The 17,278-nt window shown below is 69.7% G+C and carries 15 protein-coding genes; 3 read left to right on the forward strand and 12 right to left on the reverse strand.

Annotated features, from left to right (window positions below; all coding sequences use genetic code 11):
* Positions 1-4: 4 nt before the first annotated feature.
* From rpsJ to ACH5A8_RS19600, 3 genes are all read right to left on the reverse strand, one after another.
* Entirely contained in the window at positions 5-313 is a 309-nt protein-coding gene (gene rpsJ / locus ACH5A8_RS19590) for a 30S ribosomal protein S10 (RefSeq protein WP_003948644.1), read from the reverse strand.
* Positions 314-918: 605 nt separating this feature from the next.
* Positions 919-1,602, reverse strand: a complete 684-nt coding sequence (locus ACH5A8_RS19595) for a serine/arginine repetitive matrix protein 2 (protein ID WP_399003527.1) — start codon at positions 1,600-1,602, stop codon at positions 919-921.
* 200 nt (positions 1,603-1,802) lie between these two features.
* Positions 1,803-2,330: a MarR family winged helix-turn-helix transcriptional regulator gene (locus ACH5A8_RS19600; RefSeq protein WP_399003529.1), complete on the reverse strand. Its 528-nt coding sequence runs from the start codon at positions 2,328-2,330 to the stop codon at positions 1,803-1,805.
* A 313-nt stretch (positions 2,331-2,643) separates the two neighbouring features.
* Here ACH5A8_RS19600 and ACH5A8_RS19605 point away from each other — a divergent pair, with 313 nt between their 5' ends.
* Positions 2,644-4,173 (forward strand): MFS transporter, encoded by a 1,530-nt coding sequence (locus tag ACH5A8_RS19605; protein WP_399003530.1) that lies wholly within the window; start codon positions 2,644-2,646, stop codon positions 4,171-4,173.
* A gap of 96 nt (positions 4,174-4,269) precedes the next feature.
* Here the strand turns inward: ACH5A8_RS19605 and gdhA are convergent, their stop codons facing one another.
* Positions 4,270-5,628 (reverse strand): NADP-specific glutamate dehydrogenase, encoded by a 1,359-nt coding sequence (gdhA, locus tag ACH5A8_RS19610; RefSeq protein ID WP_399003532.1) that lies wholly within the window; start codon positions 5,626-5,628, stop codon positions 4,270-4,272.
* Positions 5,629-6,160: 532 nt separating this feature from the next.
* On the opposite strand from gdhA, the gene ACH5A8_RS19615 reads away from it, so the two are divergent.
* The gene (locus ACH5A8_RS19615; RefSeq protein ID WP_399003534.1) at positions 6,161-6,565 is read left to right on the forward strand and encodes a hypothetical protein; all 405 of its coding nucleotides are present in this window, start codon (positions 6,161-6,163) and stop codon (positions 6,563-6,565) included.
* The gene (locus ACH5A8_RS19620) at positions 6,562-7,761 is read left to right on the forward strand and encodes a hypothetical protein (RefSeq protein WP_399003536.1); all 1,200 of its coding nucleotides are present in this window, start codon (positions 6,562-6,564) and stop codon (positions 7,759-7,761) included. Before ACH5A8_RS19615 ends, ACH5A8_RS19620 begins: the two co-directional genes overlap by 4 nt.
* A 752-nt stretch (positions 7,762-8,513) precedes the next feature.
* Here the strand turns inward: ACH5A8_RS19620 and ACH5A8_RS19625 are convergent.
* The 8 genes from ACH5A8_RS19625 to ACH5A8_RS19660 all read right to left on the reverse strand — a co-directional run bounded on the left by ACH5A8_RS19625 (position 8,514) and on the right by ACH5A8_RS19660 (position 17,170).
* On the reverse strand, positions 8,514-8,978 hold the full coding sequence (locus ACH5A8_RS19625) for a hypothetical protein (RefSeq protein WP_399003538.1): 465 nt from the start codon (positions 8,976-8,978) through the stop codon (positions 8,514-8,516).
* Between the two features lie 461 nt (positions 8,979-9,439).
* Positions 9,440-9,886 (reverse strand): hypothetical protein, encoded by a 447-nt coding sequence (locus ACH5A8_RS19630; RefSeq protein ID WP_399003540.1) that lies wholly within the window; start codon positions 9,884-9,886, stop codon positions 9,440-9,442.
* Positions 9,887-10,001: 115 nt separating this feature from the next.
* Positions 10,002-11,606, reverse strand: coding sequence for a type VII secretion-associated serine protease mycosin (mycP, locus tag ACH5A8_RS19635; RefSeq protein ID WP_399003542.1), 1,605 nt, complete (start codon positions 11,604-11,606; stop codon positions 10,002-10,004).
* 17 nt (positions 11,607-11,623) lie between these two features.
* A complete protein-coding gene (locus tag ACH5A8_RS19640) occupies positions 11,624-13,195 on the reverse strand; it encodes a translation initiation factor IF-2 (protein ID WP_399003544.1) in 1,572 nt (523 codons plus the stop codon).
* A gap of 58 nt (positions 13,196-13,253) precedes the next feature.
* Positions 13,254-13,820, reverse strand: a complete 567-nt coding sequence (locus tag ACH5A8_RS19645) for a hypothetical protein (protein WP_399003546.1) — start codon at positions 13,818-13,820, stop codon at positions 13,254-13,256.
* A 236-nt stretch (positions 13,821-14,056) separates the two neighbouring features.
* Positions 14,057-14,245 (reverse strand): hypothetical protein, encoded by a 189-nt coding sequence (locus ACH5A8_RS19650; RefSeq protein ID WP_399003548.1) that lies wholly within the window; start codon positions 14,243-14,245, stop codon positions 14,057-14,059.
* Positions 14,246-14,595: 350 nt separating this feature from the next.
* On the reverse strand, positions 14,596-16,653 hold the full coding sequence (locus ACH5A8_RS19655) for a hypothetical protein (protein ID WP_399003550.1): 2,058 nt from the start codon (positions 16,651-16,653) through the stop codon (positions 14,596-14,598).
* A gap of 112 nt (positions 16,654-16,765) precedes the next feature.
* On the reverse strand, positions 16,766-17,170 hold the full coding sequence (locus ACH5A8_RS19660; protein ID WP_399003552.1) for a hypothetical protein: 405 nt from the start codon (positions 17,168-17,170) through the stop codon (positions 16,766-16,768).
* Positions 17,171-17,278 lie beyond the last annotated feature (108 nt).

The following is a 17,278-nucleotide window of genomic DNA, read 5'->3' on the forward strand; positions in this document are numbered from 1 at the left end:
GCCCTCAGAGCTTGATCTCGATGTCGACACCGGCCGGGAGGTCGAGTCGCATCAGAGAGTCAACGGTCTTGGGGGTCGGGTCGAGGATGTCGATCAGGCGCTTGTGCGTGCGCATCTCGAAGTGCTCGCGCGAGTCCTTGTACTTGTGCGGCGACTTGATGACGCAGTACACGTTCTTCTCAGTGGGCAGCGGCACCGGGCCCGCGACCGACGCACCAGTGCGGGTCACCGTCTCGACGATCTTCTTCGCCGAGGAGTCGATGACCTCGTGGTCGTAGGCCTTGAGCCGGATGCGGATCTTCTGTCCCGCCATGGCTACTTCGTAGTCCTGTCTCTTCTCACGCTCTGGAACCCGGTGCGCTTCCGCGGTTTCCCTTGGTCCTTCATGTCACTCTCCGACCCACGCGGTCGGGTGTGTCGCGCTCCCGCCGACACAGATGTCCCTTGTTCGAACATCCCTGCGGGATTGCACACGGCCCTACCGGATCCGCGAGCCGGGGATCGAAGACCCACCGGGCGCCTGGCCGGTGTCGCGCTCACACTTCCCGGAAGATTCCCGTACGTCCGCCCCAGCGCTGCCATGAGGCAGTTAGGGCGACGAGTACTGTGGGACTCGCTTCCGGTCCTCCCGGCGGGAGGCGCGCAGCATCAACACTCGACCGAGCAACTCGGACAGTCTGCCACACGCCACGGCAGCCTGGCCAATCGAGCCGAAGAGATTACCCCTGGGGTGACGTAGGTCAAACCGGCGGCACGCCCGGACCCCTCCGCCACGGACCACTCACCCGCGCCGTCGCCCCTCGGCGCGTCCCGCCGGCCGGACACGCTCCGCCGCGATCGGTGACGGGTGCGCACCCAGGCGGGCGTGCGCGGTCAGGGCTACGGGATCGCGGGGGTCCGTGACGCCCGGGGCTCCGGTCAGTACGTGGGCGGGGCGGGTGTTCCCGGGGCGGGTCCGTACGGCGGCGGGGGGCCGCCCCACTGCGGGGGCCGGGTCCACGCGGCGGCGAGCCGGCGGCGGTGGCGGCCGCGGCGGACGGCGGTGACGACGCAGATGGTCACCGTCGCGGCGAACGCGGCCACGAAGCAGCCGACGCCCGCGGCGATGCCGCCGATCGTCGCTCCCACCCGGGGCTTGTCCCCGAGCGCGAACTCGGCCGGCAGCTGCGAGGTGCAGGTGAGTGCGTAGTCGCCGCTGCTGCCGGGCGTCACCTCGAAGACGCGTTCCCAGGTCCGGGACCCCGAGGTGACGCGGAACGTGCCGTCCGGCCGGGTCATCGCCCCGGACGCCATCCCCGGGATCCGGCACTCGACGTGTCCCGGCCCGGTCTGGGAGACGTAGATCGCCTTCGTCTCCCCCGCGGTGAAGCGGAACGTCCGCGACTCGCCGCCGGGGAAGCTCCGGGATGTTTCGACCGAGTCGACCGTGTCCTTCACCGTCACCACGAGGAAGGCGGCGCCGACTCCGGCGAGGACGAGCCCCAGCAACGCCGCCACCAGGTACCAGAGGCGTCGCGGCCGCAGGTCCTTCGACGGGATGTCCGGCGGTGGAGGCGGCGGGCCGCCGTACGGCCCCCACGGGGGCGGGTTCTGTATCGCCACGGTGACGCATCGTACGGGAGGGGCGGCGCGGAGCACCGGGGTGTGCACCGAGTCCGATCCGGGAGCGCCGTCACGCCCGGCGGAGCGTACCGGCGGCTACGCGCCGGCCGGGGCCGCCGGCACGTGTGCCGGCCGACTCGCCCGCCCCCGGCGCGTCCGCCCCCGGCGCGTCGACAAGGACGCGTCGGCGCGCGGGCCGGTCATTCGCCGACGAGTTCCCCGGCGGGCCCGCCGGGCGCGGAGGGCCCGCACGGGCCGGGGCCGGCGAGGGGTGTGCGGCCCATCCTCGACTGGGCGACGTGCAGGGTGAGCAGGGCTTCGGTCAGGGCGGTGGCGGAGGTTTCGTCGAGGGGGGCGAGGAAGTCGCGTTCCACGCGTTCGCGGGCCTCCTCCGCTTCCTTCAGGCACACCTGTCCGGCCGGGGTGAGCGTCACCACGTTGCGGCGGCGGTCGCGGTCGCTGCGGTGGCGCTCCACGTACCCCTTGCTCTCCAGCGAGTCGATGACGCCGACCATCGTCGTGCGGTCGACGCCGAGACGCGCGGCGATCTCCAGCTGGGACGGCTGCTCGTGCGAGGCCGCGATCACCGCCATGACGCCGAGTTCCCGCGGGAGGAGGCGGAAGGGCGCGAGCGCCGCCTCCATCTCGGCGGCCATGGCCACGTAGGCGTGCTTCAGGAGATATCCCAGCCGACGGGAAAGAACATCAGGGGGACACTCGTCCTTCATGCGGGCAGCGTACACTTCACCTGACCATCAGCCATACTGACGATCGGCTTCAATGACCGATCATTGGTCCGTTCAAGCGACCGGAGAACGGGTCACCCGGTACCCCGATGTCCGCGGGGCGCCGAACGCCCGCGGAGCACGTCGTCCGCGGAGCACCCGCCGGACCGGGCCCCTGGGGGGCGGCCCTCCGGGAGTCGGGCCCTCCAGGGGGACGGGCGCCCCATCGACGTGGCGCCCTGACCGCCCCCGCACCACCGCACGCACCGCGGACCACGCACGCCACCATCACGAGCAAGGAAGTGACGTTCTCGTCATGAACGACTCTCCCCCGGCCGAGGCCATACGCACGGCTCCGGCCCCCACCGCGAACGGCGCCGCCGACGCCCCGGACCCCCGCCGCTGGTGGGGTCTGGTGGTCATCGCGCTGGCGCAGTTGATGGTGGTCCTCGACGCGACCATCGTGAACATCGCGCTGCCGTCCGCGCAGAAGGCCCTCGGCATGTCCGACGGCAACCGCCAGTGGGTCATCACGGCCTACACCCTCGCCTTCGGCGGCCTGCTGCTGCTCGGCGGCCGCGTCGCCGACCTGGTCGGCCGCAAGCGCACCTTCGTCATCGGCCTGGCCGGCTTCGCCGTCGCCTCCGCGATCGGCGGCGCCGCCCAGAGCCCCGGCATGCTCTTCGGGGCGCGCGCCCTGCAGGGCGTGTTCGGCGCCCTCCTCGCGCCCTCCGCGCTCTCCCTGATGACGACGACGTTCACCGACCCCCGCGAGCGCGGCAAGGCGTTCGGCATCTACGGCGCCATCGCCGGCGCGGGCGGTGCGATCGGCCTGCTCCTGGGCGGCGTCCTGACCTCGTACGCGAACTGGCGCTGGTGCCTGTACGTGAACATCCCGATCGCGGCCGTCGCGGTCGTCGGCGCCCTCATGCTGCTGCACGACCGACCGGGCCACCGTGAGGCCAAGCTGGACATCCCCGGCGTGATCCTGGGCTGCGGCGGCCTGGTCGCCGTCGTCTACGGCTTCTCCGAGGCCGAGCCGCGCGGCTGGAGCGACAGCCTGGTGGTGAGCATGCTGGCCGGCGGTGTCGTGCTGCTGCTGGCGTTCGTGCTGTGGCAGACGAAGGCCAAGCACCCGCTGCTGCCGCTGCGCATCCTCGCCGACCGCAACCGCGCGGGCTGCTTCCTGAACATGGGCCTGGCCACGATCGGCATGTTCGGCCTGTTCCTGTTCATGACCTACTACTTCCAGGGCATCCTCGGGTACACCCCGGTCAGGAGCGGCCTGGCGTTCCTGCCCATGTCCGCGGCGATCATCTTCGGCTCCACGCAGATCTCCGCCCGGCTGCTGCCCCGCACGCCCCCGCGCCTGCTGATGGTGCCCGGCATGCTGCTCGCGGCCGCGGGCCTCGCGGTGCTCACCCAGCTCGGCGTGGACTCCGCGTACGCCACCCACGTCCTGCCCGCCGAGCTGCTGCTCGGCCTCGGCATGGGCCTGACCTTCATGCCGGTCTTCTCCACCGCGACCCACGGGGTGCGGCCGCAGGACGCCGGTGTGACCTCCGCGATGGTCAACACCTCCCAGCAGGTGGGCGGTTCGCTCGGTACGGCGCTGCTGAACACCATCGCCACCTCGGCGACGAGCACGTACGTCGGCCAGCACCTGACCAACCCCTCGCAGAAGGCGCAGGTGCTGCGCGAGGGCATCGTCCACGGCTACACGCAGGCGATCTGGTGGGGCGTGGCCGCGATGCTGATCGCCGCGGTGACCTCCAGCATCCTGGTCGTCGCCCGCCCGGCCGGCCGCGGCCAGGGCGGCGCCCCGGCGGGGGCGGCCGCGCACTGAGCGCACCCCCGGTCCCGTACACACACCGCGCCCCGTCCCGGTCTCCCCGGGACGGGGCGCGGTGTGTGTACGGACGCGGAAAAGCCCCCCGTCGCGTCAGATGACGCCCTGGGCGAGCATCGCGTCGGCGACGCGCTCGAAGCCGGCGATGTTGGCGCCGGTCACGTAGTCGCCGGGAGCGCCGTAGCGTTCGGCGGTCTCGTGGCAGGTGGTGTGGATGTCGCTCATGATGTGCGCGAGCTCCTCCTCCACCCGGGCCGGCGACCACGCCGTACGCGCGTGGTTCTGCGCCATCTCCAGGGCGCTCACCGCGACCCCGCCCGCGTTGGCGGCCTTGCCGGGGCCGAAGGCGACACCCGCCCGCTGGAACAGGTGCACGGCCTCGGGCGTGGTGGGCATGTTCGCGCCCTCCGCCACCGCCTTCACACCGTTGCGGACCAGGACCGCCGCGTCGTTCTCGTCCAGCTCGTTCTGGGTGGCGGAGGGCAGCGCGACATCGGCCGGCACCTCCCAGACCCGCCCGCCGGGCACGAACCGGGCCGAGGCCCCGCGCCGCTCGGCGTACTCGCTGATCCGCCCGCGCTCGACCTCCTTGATCTGCTTCAGCAGGTCGACGTCGATGCCCTTGTCGTCGACGACGTACCCGCTGGAGTCGGAGCAGGTCAGCGGGTTGGCGCCGAGGGCGAGCAGCTTCTCGACGGTGTAGATGGCGACGTTCCCGGAGCCGGAGACCACCGCCGTCTGCCCCTCCAGGTCCTCGCCGCGCTCGCGCAGCATCGCCGCCGCGAACAGCACGCTGCCGTACCCGGTCGCCTCGGGCCGGATCGCCGAGCCGCCCCATCCCGAGCCCTTGCCGGTGAGGACGCCGGCCTCCCAGCGGTTGGTGATCCGCCGGTACTGCCCGAACAGGTAACCGATCTCGCGACCGCCGACACCGATGTCACCGGCCGGCACGTCGGTGTGCTCGCCGATGTGGCGGTACAGCTCCGTCATGAACGACTGGCAGAACCGCATGATCTCCGCGTCGCTGCGCCCGTGCGGGTCGAAGTCGCTGCCGCCCTTGCCGCCGCCGATGCCGAGCCCGGTCAGCGCGTTCTTGAAGATCTGCTCGAACCCGAGGAACTTGATGATCCCGAGGTTGACGGACGGGTGGAAGCGCAGACCGCCCTTGTACGGGCCGAGCGCGCTGTTGAACTCCACCCGGAACCCTCGGTTGACGTGCACGCGCCCCCGGTCGTCCTGCCACGGGACGCGGAAGATGACCTGCCGCTCCGGCTCGCACAGCCGCTCGATGAGCCCCGGCTCCGCGTACTCCGGCCGCGCCGCCAGCACGGGCGCGAGCGTGTCCAGCACCTCGTGCACGGCCTGGTGGAACTCGGGCTGTGCGGGGTTGCGGCGCTCGATCTCGACGCGCAGGGCGTCGAGCTGGGTCTTGGTGTCGTCTCGGGTCGTCACTGGGCCCCTTTCTGGCACGGCTGCTACCGGTACGAGACCGGTGATGCCGGTACGAGACCGGCGGATGGGCGCTCGGCGCCGTTGCCGCGCGCGGGATGGGGCCGTCCCGGGGATCCCTCGTCAGCTACCGCTGGTCCGGTCCTTCCGAGAACGGCCGACCCCTCAGTGTTACCCCTGTGTAAACCCCGAGGCCAGCATGCGCGCGGTTACCGTCCAGAGTCTGAGATCCGACGTTGTCCGCCGGGCCGTCGACGGTGGCCGGACGACGACCTCCTCGGCCCGACTAGAGATGCCACAGGCCTTGCCCGATGAAGAAATTGCACCTTTCCGCCCCTGCCGACACCCCTTCTCTGCCCGCAGCCGCATCACTCCTACGCTTCGCATCTCGAAACGGGGTTCCAGGCACCGCCTGCCCGTCGACCAGCCCAAGGGCTCCTGGCTCGATACCGGCCGTGGTGAGGTCTGCAGCCCCTGCTCCAGAAACCTCTCGTGCCACAATCGTTGCCCTACGGACTACGGGGGATCGACGGCATTGACCAGTTACTGCAAGGCGGAATTCGAGGCCAAGGGATCGTGGACCGATATCGGTCTCGACCTGGCCGGATTCGTGCCCTTCGCGGAACGGGTGTTCAACCACGCCACTTGTCACGAACGGCCGCTGACCAGCCCCGTGAGGTACCTGGACGAACACGTCTTCCCGAAGGTCATCGACCGTTCCCCCCGCAGGAAGATCCCCGGCCTGGCCGATGCGGTGAAGCCCGGTGAAAACGGCAAGACGTTCATCGACCCGACCTCGTGGGTGTCGCGCGGCGCCGAAACCGCGTATCGCGGTTACAAGTTGTACGCATCCGCAGAAACAGCCGTCTCCGATGAGGTGCACGGCACATACGAGAAGTACAAGGACGCGGTCCACCACGGGTTGGAAGCACCCGGATGACCGCCGTGACGACCTGCTCGTACGGCGTCTGGGGTCCTCGCCCGCCCAAGCCGGCGCTGCGCCTTTGGGGACGCTACTGCGTCCAGTGGCTGTGGGGACCGCCGATCTGGTTGCTCGCCCGCCTCCCACTGCTGCTGCTCACCGTGCTCGAAGTGGAAGTTCCGCAATCGGGCCGAGGGCGCATGCGAAAGCCACGGTGGCGAAGGCGGATCTGGATCGACCGGGAGCGTCTGCGGCTGGAGCGCATCACCGAGCCCCAGACCCAGGAACGGGAACTGAGGCAGTTGCTGAGCGACCACAGCCTCACCTGTGTCCCCCCGCGCCCTGGAGCGGCCCCGCCTCTGCCCTGCTCGGGCGGTCAGCACCGCCTCGGCATCGACGACAGCTACTACCGGCTGCTGGGCGCACGGCGCGCCTTCGACATCGCCCACAACGAGTGTGGATGGGTGCTGGCCGAGAACGCCGAGCTCAGCCTGCCCGGCTGGCTGGCTGGAGCTACGCTGCCCCGACGCATGGATGAAGCGATGACCGGTGCCCCGCACTCGTTCCAGGTCTCTGCGAGGAACCCCGTTCCGGCACTCGACCCGCTGCCGGCGCACCTGCCCACCGACGCCGTCACGGCCTGGATGATCCGGGGGCCGTCCGCCCGCCCCGAGGACGCCCCACTGGCGCGGGTGTACGAGCCCCGCACCACTCAGCATTTCGGCCCCCGGACGCCTGGGCCCTTCTGGATCCACGTCGGACCGGATGGCGGCCCGTGGTGTTCCGTCCGCCCCACCACTGCGGACACCTACGACGTCCACGCGGACGACGGCGCCCTCCTGGCGCGCATCACCCGCCGAGCCGCCCGCATCGCTCCCTGGCCACGGCGCGCCCGTTGGTCGGCAGAGCTCACCAGCCCGCCGCAGTCGGTCACGGGCAAGGCCGGCACCTGGTACGCCTGGCTCACCTACGTCATGACCGCCCCTTGCTGGCTCCTACTCGCACTCTGCGCAATGGCGTACTCGTTCTTCGATGGCACCGCGGACGACTGCACACTCCGCGGTCCGGCCCGAACCCGCTGGCGCACGCCCGTCGCGGGCACGGTTCTGGACTACCGGGGCATCAGCAAGACCTACCGCCTGGCGCCCCAGCACCTGGACGTCCGGGTCGCGTACACGCTGGCCGTCCTCCGGACGCGGGGACTCGGACGCTGAAGCGTTGTCCCGCCACATGATCAGGGCTCTCGACGGACCGGGAGCGGGGCGTGAGCGGGGACCGGTTCCCGCGCAAGATCGTGTGGGCCGAACTGCGCTGCTCACCACCGGAACCCGCACCCACGGGTTCCGGCACCGAAGGCCGTAACCACTGAGAGAACCCGGGGGAGAAAGAACCCCACCAAGCCCCACCCCTCCCGCCCGTGGTCGGCACTCACTCGGGCGGGTGAACATCACCGGCTCGGCTGGATTTCGGGTCCCTCGACTGCCCTACTCTCAGCCCCAACAACCGCACACATGCATCGGCCCCCGGCCGGGACTCGCAATCCCGATCGAGGGCCTGGCCACCGAGGAAGAGGACACTTCCCGATGGGTGCCCAAAACCCTAGCGTGCCCCCCCTTTTTCCAGGCAACGGCGGTCGGTGTGCTACCCAACGACGTCACCGAGACCAAGCCCGTCGACCGCCGCATCGACACCCTGCTGAGAATCGAGACGGAGGACCACGGGCCTTCGTCCTCGCGATCGAGGCGCAGAAGAAGAAGGACCCGGAGAAACCGGCCAGCTGGGGCTATTACCTTGCCTACCTGCGCAACAAACTCCGTCTGCTGCTCGTGGTCTGTCAGGACCGCGCAACGCCGAATGGGCGACTCGGCTGAGATCAGCCGGCACACGCGGGCGGTCCGCGCCGCCTCCCCTGCGGGTACGGGGAGGACCCGCCTCGACCCCGCGGTCCGCCCCGGCGGGACGCACGTCAGAAGCGCTCGACCGATTCGCCGTCCGGAACCTGGTAGCAGCCGGAGACGACGGTGAAGCTCAGTTTCGACGGGTCGTTCTTCGCCATCTGGACGATGTCCACGCCGACCTTTTGCTCGTCGTTGTCCGCGGTCAGGTTGATGTTCTGATTCTTGCTGGTGTCGGGCCCGTACTCGGTGATCTTCCAGCCGTGCTTCGGCAGTTCCGTCTTGAGACGCCCCATCGCCTCGTCGAGATCACTTGCCGAGGCCGGGTAGAAGCTCCACGGGTGGAAGATGCGGAAGTACTTCTTCGTGTCCTTGCCCGGGCAGTCCATGACTCCCGGACGGCTGTCGGACGCCTTGCCCTTGATCCCGATCAGGTCGTAGATACCGCTGGACACCCTTTCCATCGCGTCGGAGGCGTCCTTCGAAGTGCTCGTAGCGACCGAGGAGGTGTCGTCGGAGCCCGAGTCGTCAGTCATGCTGCATCCCGAAAGTGTGATCAGTGCGAGGGGTAGGGCGAGCGCGGAGGCGCTCAGCTTGGTCTTCACGTCGGCAAGCCTTACTTCTTCGGGCCGGTCATCACAGCAGTGCCCCGGACATCGCTCCTACTTCACGTGCGCCCACGGGTCGGGCGGCGGCTTCAGCGCCACGTCATCGCCCTTCCCGACCACGACCAGGTCGCTGGGAATGACGAAGCCATTCCCTCTGTGGCCCCAGCGGCCCATGTCCGGAACGGGGGCTATCGGCCTCCTCGCTTCACACGTGCCCTTTTAGGAACGTCCAGCTCATCGGCGCCGGACACCTGGACGCCGAGGCTGCCCGCGAAGACGATGCCGTCCGCGTTGAGGTCTCCTGTCTCGGCCGCAGCGCCGACGAGGGTCTCCAGGCCGGTCTGCCTCGCGTGGGAAGCAACAGGACGCGGGTCCGTCCTCGCCGCCGGTCAGGGCCTGAACGCTCCACGCCAGGTCCATCCCGCGCCGAGAACCGCCTGTTGCAGGGGATCACGCATGTCCCGCGAATCGAAGCGGACCTCTTCGACCCGTTGCCGGCGTCCGTCGGGCCCCCGCTCGTAGTGCCCCTTCCACGACACGATGTGCAACCTGGGACCACAGCCCGACTTGCGGGCCACGATCCGCCCGGGCGGGCCCCCGGCCCTCGTGACCTCCTTCAGTTCGTCGCAGACCCGCACCTCATGACGTGACGGGTCCAGACGCATCCGGGTCTTGAAGATCCGCTCGACCTGCCTGCGGTACGGGCCGGAGCCCCACGCGGGTTCCAGGACACGCCATTCCGCCACCACATCGGTCTTTTCCGCGGGCAGGGCGTTGCGTACGCGGTACGGCTTGTCCGAACCATTGATCGCGAACAGTGCGGCCCGCAGATCCACGGCGGACGACGGAGCCACGCCACTGTCCGGGTACCTGGTGCCGGTCAACCAGTCGAAAATTCCCACCGGATCAACTTACTGAGCGCCGCATCCGGGTTTTCACGGCATCGGGGTGTCAGGAATCGACGGCCGCCCTGTTTCCTGCGGCGCACATCGCCATGTACTGGGCTGTCGGCAGATGAGCCGCGGGGAAGTGCGGAGCCACGCCGGAATGCGGGACGACGATGACGTAACGGGAAGAGGCGTTCGCCGGGGCTGCGGTCTGGCCGGGCTGCACGAAGTCGAACTGGAACGTCCAGCCGTACGCGTACTCGGTTCCGGTGTCCGGGAGGACGACGACGGTGCCGCCCCGGTCCGGATAGGCGATCGTGTTCAGGTACTGGGCCGCCGCCGCCACAGCGCTCTCCCGGGCCGCCCTGCCTGTGCTGATCGCATCGCCTGCGTTGCCTGCCCTTGCGTTGCCTGCGTTGCCTGCCTCTGTGCTGCCTGCGGAACGTCGGCGCTTGGCCAGCACGAGGGCCGCCGCGGCGCCGCCGAGGACGACGACCGCTCCGGCGCCCAGGGCGATCCAGAGTGTGCTGTTGCCGTCGTCCTTCTCGGTGGCGGACGTGGATGCCGCGGCTGTGTTCTTGTCCGGCACGGAGCCGCTCTCGCCCTTGGGGGCGGAGCTCTTCGCGCTGGGGGACGGGGATGCGGCCGCGGCCAGGTCCGGGAGGGGGTAGACGTCGGCCGGGCCCGGATCGCCCGGGGTCTTCAGCGCGATGCGGGGCCGGACGATGCCGTAGCCGATGGAGTCGTTGCGCTTGGAACCGTCGGTGGGGCCACCGATGGTGTTGAGCATGACGCGCAGGACCTGGTTGTTGGTCCAGGTCGGGTGCTTGGACCAGATCAGGGCGGCACTGGCGGAGGCGAGGGCGGTGGCGTCGCTGGTGCCGTCCGTCTTGCAGAGGCCGGTCTTGCCGCCGCAGGCGTGGACCATGTCCTCGCCGGGGGCGGAGACATCGACTTGCGCGCCGTACGTCGACCACGGCACCCGCCGGAGGTTCTCGCCGACAGCCCCCACGCCTACAACGCCGGGCGTGGCGGCCGGGTATTCGACCGGGTTGCCCTTGTTTCCGGAGTTTCCGGTAGCTGCGAAGATGAGCGAGCCGTGACCCAAGGCGTATCTCACAGCATCGTCCAATTGCGGAGAATGCGCGGTCGACCCCAGAGAGATGTTGATCAACCGAGCACCGGCGTTCGCTGCGTACCGAATTGCCTTGCTGAGGTATTCGGGCCCTGAGAAAGGACTTTCATCCTCAGCCCCTGGCATGCGGATCGGAAGGATCTTCACGCCCGGCGCGAGACCGAAGGCGCCTTTGCCTCCCCCATAGGCGCCCGTGCCGGCGATAAGCCCAGCCATCCCCGTGCCATGGCCGTCGATATCCGTATGTTCGTCTCCGGGGCGGCCGACAGCCAGGTCCAATCCGTCAAGGACACGTCCCTTGAGGTCGGGGTTCTGCGGGTCGACTCCACGGTCGATGACAGCGACGGTGATGCCCTTGCCGGTACTCGTCCGCCACATCTCCTCGGCGTGCATGGCGTCCAGGAACCACTGCTGGGAGCGCGTCGAGTCGGCATGGGCCTGGGTGGCCGCACCGCCCACCAGCAACAGGCCAACGGCCAGCGAAGCCGTAGCCCGAACTCCTCTGCGCCACGCTCTACCGGCGGGCATGTGCATCGTCGTATCCCCTGGTCTCACTCGGTGGTCGGTCGTTCGCCGCGGCGCTCGTCGTCACGCTTGTCCCGCCGCTTGCGAGCACCCGCTGTAGAGCCGCCTGCAGCGTCGCGGAGCCTTCCCCTGCTGTCGCGTTCGCTGGGCACGCCGCCGGAGATGCCTCCCCGAGTCGGTGCCGAGGGCACGGGTGCACCGGGTCGCGTCGGCGTACGGCCCGGCCGCTGCTGGGTGCCGCCGACGATGCCATCGCGAGCCGATGGCATCGCACGTCCGGTGGTGGGGCCTGTTGCCCGAGCGGCCGCCTGACCCGACTGGCCCGCGAGCGGTGTACGGCCTGTGGAGCCCCGCCCGCCGGCGGGTCCTTCGCTGAGCGCTCCACCACGGAGGCGCCCCGTTGAACGGCCGGTGCCGGTATTTGCCGATGGGCGCCCACCGGTGATGCCCGAACCGGACGAGGAGCCCCGGCCGGACGCCGGTTGCTGAACACCTGTAACAGGTCGCCCGGTTGCTCCGCCGGTACTGGGCAGACTCCGTCCCGGAGCAGGGGTCGCCCCGGTGACGCCGCGGAACGGAGTAGAGCCGCCAGGTCCCAGCCCGGTCTGGCCAGACACACGTCCTCCACTGAACTGCTTCCCCACTTGCCCCGAAGCCGACGGCAGACGCGCGGCACCACCCGCCATCGGCGGGATCGGGGCGTTCGTCGGCAGCACAGGCCCAGGGTCCGGACGGTTGGTCGTGGAAGGAACGTTCGTCGGTCCTGCGGGCGGCTGTTGACGAGTGTCCGGCAGCGTGCCTACCGAGTCGACACCGACGTGTGGAGAAGGCGCGGGTGTGGGCGGACCCAAGTGTTCGGGAGTATCGCTTTCCGGTGTCGAACCGCGCCTCAGTGACTCGGCGTGAGGCCCGGGGGTCACAACGGCGCTGTGGTGCTCCGGGCTCGCCGTCCCCGAGCCGCCGACGGCCTTCGCACCGGAGCCACCTCCGGCATATACGCCCTTCTGTGCACCCTGCATTCCGCTCCCCGGGCGCGCAAGGTCTTCGGACGTTTCACCGTGACCGGGCATCATCGTTTTCGGCGGCGGAGGGAACTTGGGGCGTTCCAAGCTGTTCATCTGGCTTGTGGACGCCTGGTAGGACTGGGCCAGTTTGCGCATCTGGTCCGCCGCCTCCTGGCGGACCTTCTCCTGGTTCGCCTTCAGCGCGGCCAGTTCGCCCGCGGACTTCGCGCGGATCGCCGCCGCGTCCGGGTCGTTGTGCGCGGCCGTGGCCGCGTCCAGGTTCGCCTGTGCGCTCTTGGTGTCCCGCGGGATCGACGCCTGGGCCGTGGCGATCGCGTTCGACGCGTGCCCCAGTTGCTCCCCTGCCGCCTTGCTGAAGTCGGCCAGCCGGAGCGTGGAGTTCGCCAGATCATTGGCCCAGGAACGGAACGCGTCCGCGCCCTCGCCCTTCCACTCCACCATCTGCGGGCGGAGCTTCAGCTGTTCACCGATCTTCTGGATCTCCGTGGCGGCCGTCGCCAGACGACTCGCCGCGGCCTGCACCTCACCCGAGTTCGCCTGATCGAGCCACGCCAGCATCTGCTCGTGGCTCATGCTCTCGAAGGACGTACCTCCACCAGCCATCAGCCTTCCCCCGTCGTCTTGAGAACCATCAGATCGTGCCGCCCGTGTCGCCCGTCGACGGCGGCCCGGACTCCTCCGGCTTCGTCTCGCCGCCCTGACCATGGCCGCCGGCGTTCTTCTGCTGCGAGGGGTCGTAGCTGCCGCCGTAGTGCTTGGTCGTCTCCGCGCTGATCGCCATCATCCGGTTGCGGACGTCGACGTCGATGTTCTTGTAGCCCTTGTGCGAGGCCAGGACGGCGATGCCCATGCCCTCCATGGAGTCGGACAGCAGCTTGGACAGCGTCTCCAGCTCGGTGATCACCGACTCGTACGCCGAGTACAGACCGGCCGCCTCGGCCCACGATCCGCCCCCGCCGCCGAACTGGTGCCGTGTCAGCTGGTCCCGGCCGACCTTCCCCGGTCCCGCCTGCGAACCCTTCAGGTCGCGGATCAGGTCGTCGACCTTCTTCTGGAACTCCGTGAACGACGACAGTTCCGTGTACAGGTTGGCCGCGGCTCCGCCGGCGGCGCCCGCGATGCCGCCCAGACCCGCCAGGCCGGTCAGCAACGGCACCAGCGGCGACAACGGCGCGTCGGATCCAGGATCGCTCGACAACTCAACAACCTCCCCCGTGCGTTCGTGCGCAAGCCTCGGTGACAACTGTAGCTACGACCGTCAGCGGTTCCGGCTCGGACCGACCACCGAGCGGTCCGAGCCGGTCGTCGACAACCATCCAATCGGACGGGACTCGACAGCACATGAGTGCTTGTACTCATGTGCCGGTTCTTCACCGGGTGCACGCCCTGGCCGGGAGAGCCGTCCGGATGAGTGGTGGTCCGTGGTGCACCTGTTCAAGGAGGAGTCGCCCGACACCCCAGCGTCTTGACCGTGGCCGGAAAGTAGGCCCGCATGAACTTCTCGATGTCCTTGCGGTGGGTTCGGTCCAGGAGTTGGATCCGCGGCAGCTGGAGGGTGAGCGTGAAGTAGTTTCCGCCCTTGGTCTTGCATGGTGCGGTGGAGATCGCTCCGTCGGTTCCCACGATCGTCTTGTAGGGAGAGGCGATGCTGTGGGGGTCTGTTACGCCTGAGACCGTGCCCGTGTCCGTGGCAAGGTACATCAGGTCCGTCGCTACCGGCCGCCATGAGAAGCGAAGGCTGAGGACCGCTTCGCTCCCTGAGAAGACCAAGCAGGGGGCCGTGACGGCCTCAGAGCGATCAACCTTGTTGTACTCATGCCAGCCGGTCCCCGGCTTCACAAGCGGACGTGTGAGGTCGGGGTCGACACGAGTTCCACAGACTTCGCTCGGCACTGTGCCGTCCGTAGGGGCACCGCAGGAAAGAGAAGCGAGCAGGAGTAAGCCGGCAAGGCCCGCGGTACCGATACGAATGCTCATTTAGCACGCTCCCCAGATACTCCGGTCGCGTGGGCAATCCCGTCCGAGGCGGATCTGGTGATCTCAGTCTGCGGATCAAAGTACGCGGTCCCGTTTCCCGGGTGTGTCTTCGACCATTCATCTACCAGAGCCATCAACTGGTGATTTCTCCCGGCATACGCCTTGAAATTCTCATCGGACTGTTTCTTGTCCAACCGCTCCTGCTCGTCCTCCAGCCACTTCTCCGTGACGAGGTCGAAGCCCTCCTGGATCTCTCCGCTCGCCACCGGGATGTAGCTGATCGCCTTGTCGAAGAGGGGCTTGGACTCGAAGGCGGCGGTCTGGGGGTCGCCCTGGGCCTGGATGCGGGCCTCCTCCAGGAAGCCGACCGTGCGGCCGGCGCGGGTGAGGGACTCGGTGGATTTCGAGTGGTCGTCGTGGAGGGCGGCGACCATGGCCTGGTTGAGTCCGCCGTTCAGGGTGCCGTAGGCGTCCTTGTCCTTGGAGGCCTGCTTGACCACTTCGAAGAGCTGGTCCTGCTCCAGGGGGGATCGGGAGATGTCGATCTCGCTCATGGCGGCGTGGACGGTGGAGCCGTGGTTGACCAGGATGCTCGCCATCGGTCCGCGCAGGGACGGAGGGAAGTCGTCGCCCTGGCCGGACAGGTGGGACAGGGCCGACTTGAGCACCGCGTCGTTCTGCTTCGTGTGGGGGACGTAGTGTGCGTGCCGGTCCGCCGGGTCGATGCCCGTGGCCGCCGCCTGGAGGGCCGCGCCGAAGCCGGCCCGGTCGTCCGTGTCCAGGCGCGGCGAGTAGCCGCTCCCCGAGCTCCGCTCCTGAAGGATGACCTTCCAGTCGCGGTCCTTCATCAGGTAGCTCATATGGGTGTCGGAGCCGAGGTAGTGCGCGGCGGTGGCCGGGTCGCGGCTCATGAGGCCGAGCATGCCGTCCACGGGGTCGTTGGCGAACCAGCCGTCGTGCCGGCCGGCGTACGCGCCCTTCAGGCGCCAGATGCCGGGGTCGCTTCGCTCCGCCGCGACCATGTCGTCGGTCAGGTCCTCGAGCACGCCGCGCCCGTAGCCGTGACCCTTGCGCATCAGCGTGACCAGGGACTGGTAGCCCACGGCCTTGTCGAGGTGGGTGCCCTGGGCGTCGGTCGCCCAGCGCTGCACGCCCGCGTGCCGCATGGTGGCGCGCCAGTGCCGGTACCAGGGCGAGCCGGTGTCCCTGGTCGCCGTGGCGAGGGTGTCGGCCAGGCCCGTCTCGACGGTCGCGTACGCGCCCGCGTCGCGTCCTCCTCGGACGTGGATCAGGTCGTTGAGCTGGTTCGCCGCACGGATCGTGCCCGTCGCGCCCAGGTCGTCCAGCAGGGTGCGGGCAAACGACTCGTCGTCGCCGTTGTCTCGGAACGCGCGTTCCAGCTCGGCGAGTTCGGCGGTCGTGAGGTGTCCGCCCCGGGTCAGTTTCTCCAGGGGCCCCGCGGCCGCCTCCGCCTCGTACTTCTCGATGTCGCCCTGTGCCTTGCCGTTGAAGCCCCTGCCGCCGGCCACGGCGTCCGAATCGATCACCACTGCCGCCAGGGCGGTCCGCACGCCGGTGTCGGCGTCCGTCGCGTCCCGGACCGCCTTGTCGATGCGGTCCTGCCAGGACCGTGCGGAGGCCGCGGTCCGGTGGCCCCGGTGCGGGCCGTCTTCCTCCGTGTCCGGGTGCGCGTGCGGGTCCGGGGTCACCTCGCCCTGGTCCGACACCCTCATCCCCGCCGCCACCGCCTCCCGGTGCGCGGCCTCCAGCCTGCCCCGTACCTCGGTGAACTGCGTGTGCGCGTCCCGCAGCAGCGACGCGACGGCCTTCGCCTCGGTCTGCGCGTACTGGAACTCCGTGAGGGTGGCGTTGAAGCGCGCGTCCGCCGCCTCCGCGCTCAGGCCCCGCCAGGAATCGCCCATGCAGATGCCGTGCACACGTTGGCGGTAGGCCGTCTCCTGCTCCTCGAACTCCCCCGCCATGCCGTCCCAGCGGTCGGCCGCCGTGGTCAGCGCGGAGAGGTCGGTGGTCATGATCTCGTGGTACGTCGGCATCGTCGTTCGTTCCCCTGTGCGCTGTGCCGGTACGGGCGGGCCGCCGGTTCCGGCGGTCCGGAGGGTCGGGCCCGTCCGGCGGTCCGGAGGGGCGGCGGGCCGGGCGGCCGGGTCAGTACTGGTCCAGGGCCGAGGCGGGCCGCGGTGCCGCCGTCTCCCTCGGCGCCGATGTCGGCCGCAGTGCGGATGTCTCACGCAGCGTCGAGCCGACCGCGAGGTCCGTGCCGGTCAGCACCCGGTGGCCGACGCGCAGCGCCTCCTTCTCGGAGCCGAGGCGGTCCATCAGGTTCCGGACCTGGCCGGTCCAGGTGCGGTGGGCCTTCTCCAGGGCGGACGCGGTGAGCCAGCCGTCCCCGTCCTTCGCGCCGAAGGCGCGGACGGCGGCCCCGGTCTCCTCCTCCGCCCATGCGCCCGCCGTGCGCGTGCCGGGCTCGATGTCCTTCTCGATCGCCCGGGCCGCGGCCCGTTTCTCGGTGGGCGAGGAGACCAGGTCCCTCGGTCCGGAGCCGACTGCCACCGTCCACCGTCCTCACCGTGCTGGTCGTGCCGACGCTTTCCAGCACTTCAACCAGCGGACGCCGGGCCGCGTCACGGTGCCTTTCGGCGACCGGTGTTGACGCCGGGC

The organism is Streptomyces sp. NPDC018610, assembly GCF_044391765.1.
In the GTDB taxonomy this organism is placed as follows: domain Bacteria; phylum Actinomycetota; class Actinomycetes; order Streptomycetales; family Streptomycetaceae; genus Streptomyces.

Coding starts and splice junctions, on each gene's coding strand:
- rpsJ (WP_003948644.1), bottom strand. CDS start 313: ATGGCGGGACAGAAGATCCGCATCCGGCTCAAGGCCTACGACCACGAG.
- ACH5A8_RS19600 (WP_399003529.1), bottom strand. CDS start 2,330: ATGAAGGACGAGTGTCCCCCTGATGTTCTTTCCCGTCGGCTGGGATAT.
- ACH5A8_RS19605 (WP_399003530.1), top strand. CDS start 2,644: ATGAACGACTCTCCCCCGGCCGAGGCCATACGCACGGCTCCGGCCCCC.
- ACH5A8_RS19620 (WP_399003536.1), top strand. CDS start 6,562: ATGACCGCCGTGACGACCTGCTCGTACGGCGTCTGGGGTCCTCGCCCG.
- ACH5A8_RS19625 (WP_399003538.1), bottom strand. CDS start 8,978: ATGACTGACGACTCGGGCTCCGACGACACCTCCTCGGTCGCTACGAGC.
- mycP (WP_399003542.1), bottom strand. CDS start 11,606: ATGCACATGCCCGCCGGTAGAGCGTGGCGCAGAGGAGTTCGGGCTACG.
- ACH5A8_RS19640 (WP_399003544.1), bottom strand. CDS start 13,195: ATGAGCCACGAGCAGATGCTGGCGTGGCTCGATCAGGCGAACTCGGGT.
- ACH5A8_RS19655 (WP_399003550.1), bottom strand. CDS start 16,653: ATGCCGACGTACCACGAGATCATGACCACCGACCTCTCCGCGCTGACC.